The organism is Sinorhizobium sp. FG01 (genome assembly GCF_002531875.1).
GTDB lineage: Bacteria > Pseudomonadota > Alphaproteobacteria > Rhizobiales > Rhizobiaceae > Sinorhizobium > Sinorhizobium fredii_C.
This window is the reverse complement of record NZ_NWTB01000013.1, coordinates 31,783-46,208: the sequence shown is the minus strand read 5'-3', so window position 1 is coordinate 46,208 and position 14,426 is coordinate 31,783. Positions and strand designations below refer to the sequence as shown.

The 14,426-nt window shown below is 62.2% G+C and carries 12 protein-coding genes; 5 read left to right on the top strand and 7 right to left on the bottom strand.

The window, feature by feature from the left end; genetic code table 11:
• Positions 1–5 precede the first annotated feature (5 nt).
• Positions 6–503 (bottom strand): pilus assembly protein N-terminal domain-containing protein, encoded by a 498-nt coding sequence (locus CO656_RS21505; RefSeq protein ID WP_097527077.1) that lies wholly within the window; start codon positions 501–503, stop codon positions 6–8.
• Positions 504–772: 269 nt separating this feature from the next.
• Between CO656_RS21505 and CO656_RS21500 the strand changes: the two genes are divergently transcribed.
• From CO656_RS21500 to CO656_RS21485, 4 genes are all read left to right on the top strand, one after another.
• On the top strand, positions 773–934 hold the full coding sequence (locus CO656_RS21500; RefSeq protein ID WP_097527076.1) for a Flp family type IVb pilin: 162 nt from the start codon (positions 773–775) through the stop codon (positions 932–934).
• A 109-nt stretch (positions 935–1,043) separates the two neighbouring features.
• A complete protein-coding gene (locus CO656_RS21495; protein ID WP_097527075.1) occupies positions 1,044–2,468 on the top strand; it encodes a CpaF family protein in 1,425 nt (474 codons plus the stop codon).
• A gap of 49 nt (positions 2,469–2,517) precedes the next feature.
• Positions 2,518–3,519: a type II secretion system F family protein gene (locus CO656_RS21490; RefSeq protein ID WP_097527074.1), complete on the top strand. Its 1,002-nt coding sequence runs from the start codon at positions 2,518–2,520 to the stop codon at positions 3,517–3,519.
• An 8-nt stretch (positions 3,520–3,527) separates the two neighbouring features.
• The gene (locus CO656_RS21485; protein ID WP_097527073.1) at positions 3,528–4,496 is read left to right on the top strand and encodes a type II secretion system F family protein; all 969 of its coding nucleotides are present in this window, start codon (positions 3,528–3,530) and stop codon (positions 4,494–4,496) included.
• An 87-nt stretch (positions 4,497–4,583) separates the two neighbouring features.
• Here the strand turns inward: CO656_RS21485 and CO656_RS21480 are convergent, their stop codons facing one another.
• The 6 genes from CO656_RS21480 to CO656_RS21455 all read right to left on the bottom strand — a co-directional run bounded on the left by CO656_RS21480 (position 4,584) and on the right by CO656_RS21455 (position 12,247).
• Entirely contained in the window at positions 4,584–5,627 is a 1,044-nt protein-coding gene (locus CO656_RS21480; RefSeq protein ID WP_097527072.1) for a chemotaxis protein CheB, read from the bottom strand.
• Between the two features lie 8 nt (positions 5,628–5,635).
• Positions 5,636–7,759, bottom strand: a complete 2,124-nt coding sequence (locus CO656_RS21475) for a response regulator (protein ID WP_097527151.1) — start codon at positions 7,757–7,759, stop codon at positions 5,636–5,638.
• 1 nt (position 7,760) lies between these two features.
• Positions 7,761–9,386, bottom strand: coding sequence for a methyl-accepting chemotaxis protein (locus CO656_RS21470; protein WP_037426259.1), 1,626 nt, complete (start codon positions 9,384–9,386; stop codon positions 7,761–7,763).
• Positions 9,364–10,026 carry a chemotaxis protein CheW gene (locus tag CO656_RS21465; protein ID WP_097527071.1) on the bottom strand — a complete coding sequence of 221 codons (663 nt, stop codon included), beginning with the start codon at positions 10,024–10,026 and terminating at the stop codon, positions 9,364–9,366. The genes CO656_RS21470 and CO656_RS21465 overlap by 23 nt, the downstream gene beginning before the upstream one ends.
• Entirely contained in the window at positions 10,023–11,381 is a 1,359-nt protein-coding gene (locus CO656_RS21460; protein ID WP_097527070.1) for a protein-glutamate O-methyltransferase CheR, read from the bottom strand. Before CO656_RS21460 ends, CO656_RS21465 begins: the two co-directional genes overlap by 4 nt.
• Before the next feature lie 176 nt (positions 11,382–11,557).
• Positions 11,558–12,247 carry a response regulator transcription factor gene (locus CO656_RS21455; RefSeq protein WP_037426269.1) on the bottom strand — a complete coding sequence of 230 codons (690 nt, stop codon included), beginning with the start codon at positions 12,245–12,247 and terminating at the stop codon, positions 11,558–11,560.
• Positions 12,248–12,800: 553 nt separating this feature from the next.
• On the opposite strand from CO656_RS21455, the gene CO656_RS21445 reads away from it, so the two are divergent.
• Positions 12,801–14,384, top strand: coding sequence for a Na+/H+ antiporter (locus CO656_RS21445; protein ID WP_097527069.1), 1,584 nt, complete (start codon positions 12,801–12,803; stop codon positions 14,382–14,384).
• Positions 14,385–14,426 lie beyond the last annotated feature (42 nt).

Here is a 14,426-nt window from a genome sequence, read left to right as displayed (position 1 = left end):
CCGGGTCATTGTTCGCCCCCTTCGTCGAGCGGCGGAGCGTTAGGCGGAGGAGGCGCCGTCGTTTCATCGCTGGGCTGAACCGGGTCGCAATGTTCCGTGCAGCTATAGGTTGATCGCCCGCCGCCGCCGTGCACGGTGACCAGACGGCCGCCCGCTGCGACTACATCGAGAACGATGTTGGCAACCTCGCCGCCTTCAGCGTCCATCACGATGAGGTTCGTCGAGCCGGGCGTCTTGCCGGTCAGGATGACCGTCTTGTCGTCGCTGAGCGTCGCGTGGGCGATGGCGGGATTGCCGATGATGAGCGTGCTCGCCGGTCGGGCGAGGATCAGTGGCCTCGCAAAATCGACAATGACCCTGACGACGCCCTCGGTCTGGCGGCTAGGCTCCAGGGCCGTGGACGGGGGGCTCTCTTCCGCCGCCTGCGCCGCGCTAAGGACGGTACAGGTCATCAGGGCGAGAATAAGCCACCCGGCCCCGCCATGCCTTGGAACCACTCGCATTGTTCGCTCCCGATCTCTGTGAACGGACACACCTTCCGTTCGAAGAAGGCTGGCAAAAGCAAGAGGATAGTGCGGCCGAACGATTGGACTAGGCCAACAAGCCGACCTTACTGCGGAAGTGGTATCGGCCATCAGGCTGAATGGATCAAAAGGGTTAATAAAGTCTATATCAAGGCCACACAGCAAGCGGGAAACGAGCAGAAGCCGCCCCGGCCTGTGATGCCGAACTTGGCGTCGGCGCAACCCCAACCCACTCGAAGGATCGTCTCATGAAAAATCTTCTCGTCCGCTTCGTCCGCAACGAATCCGGCGCCACGGCCATCGAATACGGCCTGATCGCAGGCCTTATCGCCGTCGTCATCATCACTGCCGTACGGACCGTCGGCACCGACGTCAACACCGCATTCAACGCCATCGCAACGGCCCTCTAAGGCGACCCGAGTCACTGCGTCGGTCGCCAAGCGAAGCGGAAGGCACAATCGCCTTCCGCTGTCGCATCTGAAGAGCACAGACATCTCAACGACGAGTGAAGCGACAACGATGTTCGGCAGAAAATCCACTCCGGATCAAAAGATTACCGAAACGGAGGCGCATGAGGCGGCGCGCGAGGCGCATTCCGCCGCGCCGCGAGAAATGCCGCGGCTTGCCGAAGTCCCGGCCGCCGCCAAGGCGGAAAAGGCCGACCAATACTACAGCCTTAAAAAAGAAATCTTCAGCGCGCTGATCGCCACCATCGACGTGGCGGCGCTGTCGAGCATGGACGGCGAACAGGCGCGCGAGGAAATCGGCGCGATCGTCAACGACATCGTCGCGGCCAAAAAGGCCGGAATATCCATGGCCGAGCAGAACGAGCTGCTCCGCGACATCTGCAACGACATTCTGGGCTACGGCCCTCTCGAACCGCTGCTCGCACGCGACGATATCGCCGACATCATGGTGAATGGCGCCGACCAGGTCTTCATCGAGGTCGGTGGTCGGGTGCAGCAGACGGGCATCCGTTTCCGCGACAACGAACAGCTCCTCAACATCTGCCAACGCATCGTCAGCCAGGTCGGCCGTCGCGTCGACGAAGCAAGCCCGATCTGCGACGCGCGTCTGGCCGACGGCTCGCGCGTCAACGTCATCGCGCCGCCGCTCGCGATCGACGGGCCGAGCCTGACGATCCGCAAGTTCAAGAAGGAGAAGCTGAATCTCGACCAGCTGGTGCGGTTCGGCTCGATCTCGCCCGAGGGTGCCGAGATCCTGAAGATCATCGGGCGCGTCCGCTGCAATGTGCTAATTTCCGGTGGAACGGGCTCCGGCAAGACGACGCTCCTGAATTGCCTTACCGGTTATATCGACGATGGCGAACGCATCATCACCTGCGAGGATGCGGCCGAGCTGCAACTGCAGCAGCCCCATGTGGTGCGGCTCGAGACCCGCCCGCCGAACATCGAAGGCCTGGGTGAGATCACAATGCGCAGCCTCGTCAAGAACTGCCTGCGCATGCGGCCGGAGCGGATCATCGTCGGCGAAGTGCGCGGACCCGAAGCCTTCGACCTGCTGCAGGCGATGAACACCGGCCACGACGGTTCGATGGGGACGCTCCACGCCAACTCTCCCCGCGAAGCGATCTCGCGCGTCGAGGCGATGATCACCATGGGTGGCCATTCGCTGCCGGGCAAGGCGATCCGGGAAATGCTGGTTTCATCGGTGGACGTGATCGTCCAGGCAGCGCGGCTGCGCGACGGCTCCCGCCGCATCACCCACATCACCGAAGTCCTCGGCATGGAGGGCGACGTCGTGACGACGCAGGATCTCTTCGTCTACGACATCCTCGGAGAGGATGCGAAGGGCAACATCATCGGACGGCACCGCTCCACCGGCATCGGCCGACCGGCCTTCTGGGACCGCGCCCGCTATTATGGTGAAGAAGCGCGCCTGGCCGCCGCCCTTGACGCGGCCGAGATAAAGGCGGCCGCCTGACGGTCGCTTCGTCGAATTCCCCGAGCATCTGACAAAGGCTAATACGGACATGCTGAGTGCTTCGCTGTTTCCCGTGCTCATCTTCTTCCTGGCGTCGACCTCGGTCGGCGGCCTGATGCTCACCGCGTTTTATCCGCGCGCAGCCAAGGCCAGCGCCTATCGGCAGAGATTTGAGCACGTCGCCGGACGCACGGAAATCAAGCGAGCGGAGACGACAGACGAGGAACGCCGCGACCGCCGCCGCTCCGTGGAAAAGACACTGCGGGAAATAGAGGAGCAGCAGAAGGCACAGGCGCGCAAGGGCGGCAAGCCGAAGCTCGACGTCAGGCTTCGCCAGGCCGGTCTCGGCTGGTCGATCCGCACCTATTGGTCCGCTTGCGCCGGGTCGGGCCTTGTCACCTATTTTCTGGTGACGCTTCAGGGCCTCGGCGCCTTCGCGGCATTGGGCTTCGCCATAGCTGGCGGACTTTTCCTGCCGCACCTCTATGTGAACATGAAGCGCAATATGCGGCTGAAGCGTTTCGCTGCCGAGTTTCCGAATGCTGTCGACGTGATCGTCCGCGGGCTGAAGGCAGGTCTGCCGATGACCGATTGCCTGAGAGTGATTGCGGCCGAAGCGCAGGAGCCGGTCAAGGGCGAATTCCTCACCATCGCGCAGGACCAGACGCTCGGGCTGCCGATCGACGAAGCCGTCGAGCGCCTGTGCGATCGCATACCCCTGCCCGAGGCCAGGTTCTTCGCGATCGTCATAGCAATTCAGAGCCGCACGGGTGGCAGCCTCTCGGAGGCACTTGGCAACCTTTCCAAGGTGCTGCGCGAGCGCAAGAAGATGAAGGCGAAGATCAAGGCCATGAGCGCGGAGGCGAAATCCTCGGCCGGCATCATCGGCGCCTTGCCGTTCTTCGTGGCTGGCGCCGTGTACCTGACAAGCCCCGACTACATGTCGCTCTTGTTCACCACTTTCGCCGGAAAGATGGTGCTTGTCGGCTCAGCCCTGTGGATGAGCATAGGCACGTTCATCATGCGCAAGATGATCAACTTCGATTTCTGAGAAAAGACATGAACCTTGGCGCCCACTTTCCCGATTCCGACCAGCTGTCCGCGATGTTGGCTGGCCTTGCTGCCTTTTCCGCCGTCGTGGCGGTTTCCTGGCCCTATGTTTTTCGCGATACGCTGGCCGAGCGGATGCGCAAGGTGGAGGGCGAGCGCGAGCGCATCAGGCAGCGCGAGCGCACTCGGCTGAATGCCGAGAAGAGCAAAGTTTCCCTTCGCGCAGAGCCCAGGCGCTTCTTTCAGGCGATCGTCGATCGCTTCAACCTTGCCAAGCAGGCGGAGGATGGCAATATCCTTCGCCTGCTGAGCATGGCAGGCTACCGCGGCGACGCGCCGGTGACGACCTTCCTTGCCTTCAGGCTGATAGCGCCATTCGTGCTCTTCGCCGCTTGCCTCATCTATATCTTGCTCGCGCTTCGGCCCGAGGCGCCGTTGCTTGTCGTCATCGCGGTGGCCGGCGCGATGGGTTCGCTCGGCTATTTCGCTCCGGCGATTTTCATCCGGAACAGGATCACCAAGCGCCAGCAAGCGATCCGCCGCTCGTGGCCAGAGGCGCTTGACCTGCTGTTGATCACCGTCGAATCCGGCATGGGCATCGAAAGCGCCCTTCGCAAGGTGGGCGACGAGATTGGCGCGCAATCGCCCGAAGTCGCGGAGGAGATCCTGCTCACTACGGCGGAACTTTCCTATCTCCAGGACCGGCGGCAGGCCTTCGAGAACCTGGGGCAACGGACGGGCGTCGACGGGGTGCGCGCCGTGGTGACCAGCCTGATCCAGGCGGAGAAATATGGAACGCCGCTGGGTCAGGCGCTGCGGGTGATGGCGCAGGAGAACCGCGACATGCGCATGAGCGACGCGGAGAAGAGAGCCGCCGCACTTCCCCCGAAGCTGACCGTGCCGATGATCCTGTTCTTCCTGCCTGTTCTGTTCGCGGTGATCGTCACACCAGCGGCCATTCAGATCATGAGTGTGTAAGTCGATTTAAGGACACATGCAGTTGAGTTGGGGTGGGCGAGCGCGGCGCTGTGTGTCGAGATCGCCGCCTAGCGCCGCAACTCTCTTTCAACGTTCTCGTGTTCCGCTCGTAAGAGCGGTGATCTTCCCGGCTATATCGTCGAGGGGCAGCACGAAATCGACGAGACCGGCCGAGATCGCCGATTTCGGCATTCCGAAGACGACGGAGCTTTCTTCATCCTGCGCAATCACCTTCCCGCCCGCAACATGCAGTGCCCGAAGGCCCTCGGTGCCGTCTTCGCCCATCCCCGTCAGGATGACGGCAAGCGACTCGTCCCCGAAAGCGCGAGCGATTGAACCGAATAGATAGGATCCGGACGGCTTGAAGCCCTGGATGGGATCCTCGTCCACGACGCGAAGGCGTGATCTGCCGGAGACGCCGAGCTGGTGGCCGTCAGGGGCGAGGTAAACAGTGCCGGGCCGCAGGCGTTCGCCATTCGCGCCAACTTTTACCCTGAGCGCAATCGTGGCGTCGAGGGATGCAGCAACGCCTTCGATGAAGCCGTTCGACATATGCTGCACGATGAGGATGGGTGCGGGGAAATCGGCGGACAGGTCCTTCAATATCGAACGGATCGCGGCCGGTCCTCCCGTGGAAGCAGCGATGCCCACTATCGCGAGCTGGGTGTTGGCCGCAGGCTGGGGCGTCTCCTTGCGCTGGTGATCGCCGCGCCCTTTCTTGCGCCATTGACGAACGACTTTCACCTGCGCCATGGCCTTGATCGTCGATAGGAACCTCTCCATGGCTGCTTTCTCGAGCGACGTGCCGGATGCAGTCGGCGCCGGGATGACCGCGAGCGCCCCCGAATCGAGCGCACGCGAGGCCATGGCCCCTAGGTGCGAACCGTCTCGATAGGCTACCATGACGACTGGCGTCGGTGCGGTGATCATGATCTCCTTGACGGTTTCGGCGGTGCCGTCGTCCCGCAGCTCCACTGCAACAATATCTGGCAAAAGCTTACCGGTCATCTTGACCGCGTCCTTGCCGTTTTTTGCGACGCCTATGAGCTCGACGGAGGCGTCGCCCAGAGTCGTCCTTTTGATGAGATTCTCGAGATCGGGCGTCGATGTCGCCAGAAGAATACGTGTCATCCTCGTCCTCACACGACCCGACGCATCGTCTCCAGGAAGTGCTGCGCATCGAACTGGTCCTTCCTCAGATAGGCATTTGCGCCGGCACGCAGCCCCCGCACCTTGTCTTCAAGCGCCTCCCGACCGGTGACGAGGACGACGGGAGTGTTGGTGAAACGGTCCGATCGACGAATAGCCTCGGTGAGTTCGAAGCCGTTCATCGACGGCATGTCGACGTCCGCGACGACCATATCGGCGCCGTCGTCAAGAAGCTGCTGCCAAGCCTCCCGGCCATTGCTTGCCATTTTCACATCGTACCCGGCGCCTTCGAGGATGAGCTTGACCAGCGTTCGGACGTATTTTGAATCATCGACGACGAGCACCTTGCGCCGCGCGGCCTGAAGTGGCCGGGGCATGCGTGCGCCGTCCGTCGACCGTGTCCGGGCGGCGGCCTCGGCGAGTGCTGCAACGTTGAGGAGGAGGGCGATGCGCCCGTCGGGTAGGACCATGCCAGCACTATAGCGACGAACCTTCGTAAGCCGTGGGCCGAGCGGGCGTGCGAGAAGGTCCTGCTCCCCGGCAATAGAATCGACAAGCACCGCCACCGGCCCGCCCGGAGCGTCGAGCACGACCGCCGGCACGGCATGCCGGGTATCGGAGCTAGCCGACCGCATCCCGAGCCAATCGGCGAGATCCACGAAAGGCATCGGACCGGTCGGGGTGCTGAGGATGTCCGTCCCCTCAGACGTTGCAAAGTCTTGCGCATCAACGCGCATCACCCGCTGGACCGATGCCGTGTCGATCGTGAACATATGCTCCCCTGCCATGACCATCACTACACGCACCATCGCAAGAGTCAGAGGGAGCGTGAGGGTAAAGGCCGCACCTCCCGTCGGCACTTGCGAGACCTCCGCTGTACCTCGCAGCGTTTCGACATTGCGTTTGACGATGTCGAGTCCTATGCCGCGCCCCGACAGGCTGGTAACCGTCGCGGATGTCGAGAGGCCCGGCTCGAAGACACGCCTCAGGAGCTCCGCTTCGTCTTTCACCTCCTCCAGATGTTCGCCGGCTGCCTTGCTGAGCCGGGCTACATCCACACCACGGCCATCATCCTCCACGCGCACCTGCATCCGATCTCCTGATATCGCGGCGGCAATGACGACTCTTCCCCTTTCCGGCTTTCCCGCCTTTCGGCGTTCCTCGGGCGACTCGATGCCATGTGCGACTGCATTGCGCACGAGATGGCGAAGCGAGTCCTGCAGACCGGAAAGAATGGAACGGTCGATCTCGATCTCTCCACCCCCGATTTTCAGTTCCGCCGATTTCCCCGACGCGGCCGCCATGTCACGTACGACCCGATCGAGCCCCTTGCAGGCTTCCGCGAACGGTTGCGTGCGTGCGTGCCGTACCTCGTTTTCGAGTGCTGTCGCGACAGTGTGCATCAGTCTCATTTCCCGGCGCAGCGATGTCGCAAGCTGACGCAACCCGTTTTCGATACCTGCCGCCAGCGCGGCAGACTCGGGGACCGTGCCCCTCAGTTTCATTGCCTGCTCCCGCAGCAGGGATGCCTCCTCGGCGTGGCGCCGAATGACCGCGCCAAAGCTGAGCAGTTCGCCACTCCTGTATAGAAGAGCATCCAGTCGATCGGCGGAGACGCGCATGGAGCCGTCGGTATCGCTGTTGCGAACGGCCACCTGCCCCATCTGCGGAGGCCGTGGATTCGATTTGCCGCTGGGGTCATCCTCCCCTGTCGCCACGGCAGACTTCAGGGCATCGACCACGCTCTCCCCATGCGCGGGCGAAGGCGTCTCCCCGCTTTCCAAGAGGTGGGCCGCGTCCTGGATTGCGTCTGCGGCAGACAGAAGCAGTTCCAGCCTGGATTTCTCGAGCACGAGCTGCTCATTTACCGTGATAGAGATTATCTCTTCCATCCAGTGACAAATCGCTTCCACACCTCGCACTTGAAGCAAACCGGCGGCGCCCTTGAGGCTATGCACGGTCCTTAGTAGCTGCTCCTGCAGGCGGAGTTTCTCGTCGGCCCCGCCGGGGTCCTCGATGGCGAGCAATGTCTGCTCCATGTCGGATGCACGCTCGCGCACTTCCTGGGTGAACATCTGCAGCAATTCTCGATCGAATTGGTCGCGTTCTGTCATGTCAGTTGCCATGGTCAGCAAGCATTTCCTTCAGCCTGGAGCCAAGCTCGTTCAGATCTTTCGCGGCCTCTTCCGCTTGCCGGATCGCCGAGAAATTTTGGCTGCTCGCTTGCTCGATGTAATGCATCGCGTCGTGAATCTGCTTCATGCCTGCTTTTTGCTGGCCCGCCGAAGCCGCGATCTGGGCGACCGATCGCGCCGAATCGGCAACGATCGCCTCAAGCTGCCGGATCGTCTCGCCCGCTTCGTTCACCGTCTCTAGGGCGCGGCTGACACTCTTTGTGCCATCTTCAGCGCCAATGACCGCCGCGTTCGTCGCTTTCTGGATCTCCATCAGAATCCGCCGCACACGGGTGGTCGCTGACTTCGACTGGTCGGCAAGTGTCCTGATCTCACTGGCAACGACACTGAAGCCCCTGCCGTGCTCGCCGGCACGCGATGCCTCGATCGCCGCGTTCAGCGCCAACAGGTTCGTCTGGTCGGCGATCTCGGCGACAACCGTGACGATCTCACCAATTTCCAGGCTATTTTCCGCCAGCGATAGAATGTCCCCGGCAATCGCTTCGGTGCGGGCACTCACTGCGTTCATCACATGCACGGTATCATCGAGCGCCCTGCGGCCGTCATTGCTGATCTTGACGGCCTGGTCATAGGAGCCGGCAACCTGCTGAGCGCGCTGCGCCGCCTGTTCCGACGTCTGCAGCACCTCGTCGACGCTCGTCACCGTCTGAGCTACCGCCGATGATTGTTCACGCATGCCTTCGACCTGTTGCGTAGTCCCGGCAAGGATTTCGGCGGCAGACGACGAAAGATGTTGCGCCGTGTCCGAGATCGTGGCGAGCAGCTCTTCGAGCCGCTCCCTGCTGCTCCGTTCACTGTCAATCATCCCGGCAAGCCTCGCGGTCATTGCATTGAAGGAGAAGCCGAGGGCCGCGAGTTCGTCGCTGCCTTCTACGGCCGCCTTCTGCGTCAGGTCACCGGCGCTGACCCTTTCCGCCTGGCCTACGAGCGCGCGCGTGCGGCGGACGAGGCGACGCGCGACCCGCAGCACGTGGAGAAGCATAAGAACGGCGAGGACCGCAAAGCCCAGTTGCAGCAATTGAGAGCGCTGGAGCCGGACCACTCCTGCCTGCTCGATCCGATTGATCAATTCGTCCATGCGAGCAGCGAAGTCTCTAATCCCTGGATCAAGTTCATCCAGCGCAGCGGGACCGAGCGGCGCGTTGACCATCGCGCTTTCGAGCGCGGGCCTCACCTGCTCCCGCCATTGTTGGCGGGCTTGCTCGAGCTGCGCGAGAGCGGCAGGATCCGTCGTTGCTTCAAGCCCGAGTCTTTCGTCGCCATCGGCCAGACTGGCAAGCAGTCGCTCATTGCGATCCATCAGGCCGCGCAGCTCATCGGCAGCGGCGATCCGCACGGCGCCTTCCGCTCTTTCCAGGCGCGTGGTTGCGTACATCAACTGATAGGCAAGGCGCTGCTTGCCCAGCGATGATGTCGCGGCAAGATCGGCTCGCACCTGTTGCAGGGCAACTGAGCTCGACCCGACGAGCAGCGCCGAAGCGGCCACGAACAGCAGCATGGCCAGGCCCAAGGTGCCATAGAGACTATTCGTCAATCGCAGGCTCATGGAATTCGGTCCTTTCCGTCTCATCGGTGGCGATGATCTGCTCGTCCTCGAGAAAGAGACGGCGATCGTTCAACAGAAGGTGGCCGTCCAGAAAGACAATGACGCCTTCCGTTCTTGCGCAATCGAAGGATCCGCCACTTTTACCGGGCTTCGCCGCAGCGAATTCCTCCGGTGGGAGCGCCACTATCTCCGGAACAGAATCGGACAGGATCAGGAATTCGGAATGCGTTCGCCCGCATACAATTGCCCATTCGCCGGCGCTGCCGGCCGATCGCGGGAGATCGAACAATCTGCTAAGGTCAAAGACGGGCAGCAGTTCGCCGCGCAAATCATAGACGCCACAGGCGTGCGGGGGCATCCCGGGAAGCGGACTGACGCGTGCCTTCGAAACGATCTCGCAAACATAGCGGATCTCCAAGGCAAACCGCCGATCCGATAGCATGAAGGTCACAAGTCCGACTGTCTGCTCATCTCTGCTGCCCGCGAATGCATCGCCGGCCGCTTGTCGTGATTGCTCGTATTGAGCCGCTTTCTGTGCCGATTCCAAAAGCGCTTCGGTCTGTTCTATCGCTGCCTCGATCCGTCTTCTGACGGCGATCCAGTCGACCGGACGAGCGGCGGGCCGGGAAAGCATTGTCATCGGCTTTCGCTCCCCCGCGCTTGGCGGATCTTGCCCATCTCCCGCCTTGCACGCTCCACCAGATCTCCAGCCGTCGCGTCTGCCATCAGAGAGATGCGCTCCTGTGGCGGACGGGAGAGGCAAAACTGCAGCACGTTTTCGAGGGCACGCAACGACGCTTCAGGGTCGCTCTGCCGGAGACAGACCCCGAGGAAGAACTGCGCGGCGGCCAGAGTGCTGTCCAGGTAGACGACTCGTCGCAGGGCTGCCGCAGCCGCATCGATCTCACCGTCGGCCATCTGCGAGAGCCCCTGCAGGAAATGCAGTTCCGGTGACAACGGATGACTTTCAACCGCCTGCGCAGCGAGGCACGCGGCTTCGCGGGTTTCACCCACGCCGTAACGCGCTCGGATTTGGGCGATGGCCCTGGAGAGCTTGTCGCCAGGTGCTTTTGGCGCAGCCGTGTCGCATGCTTGAGCCGCCGCCATGCGGGTGACGGGATTCTTGGGCTTGCCTCGAGCGGAAACGACGCCTGAGATCGGGCTCTTGCGAGCGTCCCCACGAGCCATCATGCGCCGGTAGACAACGCCTGCCGGCGTGATGCACGTCTCGAACGGGGCGTACTTCCACAAGGGCGGATCGGTCGGGGCGGTCAACAGCCAGCCTCGATCCGCAAGGCAGGCGAATAGCTGCCGTGCAATCCGAGGCACTTTACTCGCGTCGAGGTAGACGAGAACATTGCGGCAAAGGATCAAGCGAAAGTCCGCCAATCCCCGTTCCGGCGCCGGAAGATCGGCTTCGCCAAGATTGAGGACAGCGAAATCGACCTGCGGGCGCAGTCGTTCGCTCAGTCGAAAGCGATCGTCACATGCGGTGAAGTATCGCTCCTTCAGCCTGCGATCCGTGTTCCTCAACGACCATTCGCCATACTCGGCGGCCCTGGCCGTTCCGAGCGCCCGTCGCGAAATGTCGACTGCACATATGCGAACTTCTTCCAAGAGACCTTCCTCGTCGCAGAGAATGGCAAGGGAGTAAGGCTCCTCCCCCGTTGCACAGCCGACACTCCAGATCCGGGCAGGCGCGCCGTCGGGCCGCCGCGTTAGTTCCGGAAGAATTTCCTGCCGTATCAGCTGAAACTGCTCGGGGCCGCGAAAGAAGTGCGTTTCACCGACGGTGACCGCTGCGATGACGTCGTCGGTCAAGTCCTGATCCAGCCCAAGCCGGCGAAGAAGCAGGCTGCTGTCGTCGATGCCGCGCCGCGCCATGATCCGGGCGATCGCCGAGGCTACGGTGCCTTGCCGCGATGCGGGAACGCTGAGGCCGACCCTGCAGGCGACCTCCCCGGCGAGATTGGCCGGAAGCGCGTGTCGGGTCACCGAACGCCTCCTGCCTCAATCGCGGCGGCGCAAAGAGGGCTATTTGATGAGCTGGCTGTGGAAACCGGCTGGCGCATTTTCGTCCCTAGCTTCGTGGCTCTGCCGTCGTCAGTACGTCCTCGCGTGCTTTTGGGCTATTCGGCCGGATGGCCTAGAAGGCGGCCTATCCGGCCGTCCTAATGCGGGCTCCCGGTCATGGGTAAGAGGCGCGCCCCTGCGGCAGCGGCCTCCTGACGGTTCCTCACCCGCAAACTGCGGAAGAGTGCCGCCATGTGGATCTTCACCGTACCCTCGCCGAGTTTCAGCTTGCGAGCGATCTCCTTGTTCGAAAATCCCTCGACGAGAAGCAGGAGGACCTCGCGCTGCCTCGGCGTCAGGAACTCGATTGTACGATGACTTCGTTCGTCCTGGTTTCCGCGGGTGACCTGAGGCAACTCTATTTCCTCGGGAGGGGCGGGACGGCCCGCTATGGAGGGCGGGACGTAAACAGCGCCGTTGAGGATCGAGCCGATTGCTTCGGCCAGTTCGCTCGCCCCGAGGCCCTTTGGCACATAGCCGTTTATGCCGGCAGTCAGGGCAGACAGGATGTCCGACCGTCGCGACGACGCCGATACGACGGCGACCTTCAGATCGGGATGGATGTCACGGACGGCCGCAAGGCTCGCCGCACTTTGCATGCCCGGCATCGCCAAGTCGAACAAGGCGAGCGAAATGTCTTCGTGCTCGGCGAGCCTTTCAATCGCTTCATCAAGCGACCCGGTTTCGATGATTCCCGTGAAATGCAATTTGCTCTTCAAGATGAACGCCAACGCGATGCGGAAGAATTCATCGTCATCGGCTATAAGTGCGACGCGTGAGGTATTCATTACGCTTCCCTCGCCGGTTGTCTGATGCTTGCGGGTCTTCAGTTCGGCCCGCTCCTAGGCCTGCAACTAACGATCGTCTCAGCGAACGCGTTCCCGCCGTTGCCAATCAATGCGCGGTAGTACCAAAATTGTGCCACACACGCCTTGAGACGTGTAGGGCTAAATGCTGCTGCTATTTCTCCGGGCTGTTCACAAAACGTTCGTAAACGCGTGGTGCGCCGCCCCTTTCGAGCGGTCCGTCAATCAATTTGGAGCCTTCCGACGCAGGTAGCGGCCGTGAGAAGATGTATCCCTGCCCCCTCATGAAATCCTTCGGCATTCACCACCGCCAATTGATCCCCTGTCTCAATGCCCTCGATCGTCGTTGCCGATGCGCTTGAGAACTTGGAGCCGACTCTCCGGCATTTGTCTGAAGGCTTTCAGACCCGCGACCTCCAGAACGCGAAGGTCCAGATCGAAATTTTTCGATCCTCGCCTTGAGCTTCGATAGTTGCGTTTCGGCGGAACCCGTCCTTTGATGCGCTTCACAATTTACGCCATGTCGGGGAGACGCATGGACGGAACACACCTCTTCGAACTCGGGATCGCGATGTTCCTCGCGATCATAGCGCTCAATTATGCGGCCCACAGGCTTGGCCTTCCACCGTCGGTCGCATTGCTCGCGGGTGGGGCGATCCTGGCGTTCCTGCCGGGCCTGCCGGCGATCACCATCGATCCTGAACTCGTGCTCGTCATCTTCCTGCCGCCGCTCCTCCTCGACGGCGCCTGGTCAATCGCGGTTGGCCGCATCCGACACCATATGATGGGTATCGCGTCGCTTGCCGTCGGCGCCGTCTTCTTCACATGCGCCGTCGTGGCCGTGGTCACTCATCTACTCTTCCCCTCGCTTCCTTGGGCCGCCTGCGCGGCGCTCGGCGCGATCGTGTCACCCCCCGACGCAGTTTCCGCACGAGCCGTCCTGGAGGGTGTGAAGCTGCCCCGGCGGCTCCAGATCCTGCTCGAAGGAGAGAGTCTCCTGAACGACGCGAGCGGCCTCGTGCTCTTCCGTTTTGCCGTCGCCGCCGCCGCAACGGGGATCTTCAGCCCCCCAGCGGCGTTGGGCAACTTCCTTCTTCTGGCGGTCGGCGGCGCCACGGTGGGCGCCCTCGTCGGAACGGCATGGGTGAAGCTCGTCAGGCGACTGGGCGACGAATACCTTATCATCGCCGCAACGACATTGCTCGCCTGGATCTCCTACCTCCTGGGAGAGATGCTGCATGTCTCCGGCGTCATCGCCACCGTCACCACGGGTCTGATCGCGACTTGGCATCAGCACACGGTTCTGTCGGCCGCTACGCGCATGCGGGGGACGTCGTTCTGGACTGTCTTCGTATTCCTGATGGAAGCTGCGGTCTTCGTATTGATCGGTCTATCGCTGCGGGACGTCGTCGAGCGAAGCGGTGGATTCGGCACGGTGGTCGCGACGATGGGACTGCCGGTCATCGCTGTGCTCACCACGCTTGTCATCGCGCGCTTCGCGTGGGTTTTCGGATCCGAGCTTGTGATCAAGCTGCTCAATGCCCTTGGTCTCGCTCGAACGCAACCTCTCGGCGCCGGCGGCGCAACCGTGCTGAGCTGGGCGGGCGTACGGGGCGTGGTCACGCTCGCTCTCGCGCTCAGCTTGCCGGAAGATTTTCCCGGCCGCGACTTCATCCTTGTGACGGCATTCGCCGTGATATTTGGAACGGTGCTCGTGCAGGGCACGACGCTCGGACGCGTGATCGCCTGGGCGCAACTCGCTGAGCCGGACTCCGAAAAGGCGCCTCTGACAATGAGCCAGGCAGAAGCAGCGATGGCCCAAGTCCAGCTTGCCACCATCCAGAGCTTGGCATATGACGCCGAAGGAAACCTCATCCACCCTCAACTGCTGGAACGATACCAGCGTCGCGCGACGACGATCGTCGACTACGCCGTGCGGACTGAGCATTACCGACCCGCGTTGCATGCCCACTTCGACGTCGTACTGGAAGCTGTCGCGACCGGCCGGAGGGAACTGATTCGCCTTCATCGCGCTGGCGAGATAGACGATGAAACGCTTCAGGAACTTGAACGGGATCTCGACCTGGAAGAGTTGAGTGCCATCTCTGCAAAAGCATGAAGTTCACGATGCGTTGGCGGTCGCTTCTGGGGCGACTGCAGA

Excerpts from the sequence above, each read along its gene's own strand:
- CO656_RS21505 (WP_097527077.1), bottom strand. The coding sequence starts at position 503 with ATGCGAGTGGTTCCAAGGCATGGCGGGGCCGGGTGGCTTATTCTCGCC.
- CO656_RS21500 (WP_097527076.1), top strand. The coding sequence starts at position 773 with ATGAAAAATCTTCTCGTCCGCTTCGTCCGCAACGAATCCGGCGCCACG.
- CO656_RS21495 (WP_097527075.1), top strand. The coding sequence starts at position 1,044 with ATGTTCGGCAGAAAATCCACTCCGGATCAAAAGATTACCGAAACGGAG.
- CO656_RS21490 (WP_097527074.1), top strand. The coding sequence starts at position 2,518 with ATGCTGAGTGCTTCGCTGTTTCCCGTGCTCATCTTCTTCCTGGCGTCG.
- CO656_RS21485 (WP_097527073.1), top strand. The coding sequence starts at position 3,528 with ATGAACCTTGGCGCCCACTTTCCCGATTCCGACCAGCTGTCCGCGATG.
- CO656_RS21480 (WP_097527072.1), bottom strand. The coding sequence starts at position 5,627 with ATGACACGTATTCTTCTGGCGACATCGACGCCCGATCTCGAGAATCTC.
- CO656_RS21475 (WP_097527151.1), bottom strand. The coding sequence starts at position 7,759 with ATGACAGAACGCGACCAATTCGATCGAGAATTGCTGCAGATGTTCACC.
- CO656_RS21470 (WP_037426259.1), bottom strand. The coding sequence starts at position 9,386 with ATGAGCCTGCGATTGACGAATAGTCTCTATGGCACCTTGGGCCTGGCC.
- CO656_RS21465 (WP_097527071.1), bottom strand. The coding sequence starts at position 10,026 with ATGACAATGCTTTCCCGGCCCGCCGCTCGTCCGGTCGACTGGATCGCC.
- CO656_RS21455 (WP_037426269.1), bottom strand. The coding sequence starts at position 12,247 with ATGAATACCTCACGCGTCGCACTTATAGCCGATGACGATGAATTCTTC.
- CO656_RS21445 (WP_097527069.1), top strand. The coding sequence starts at position 12,801 with ATGGACGGAACACACCTCTTCGAACTCGGGATCGCGATGTTCCTCGCG.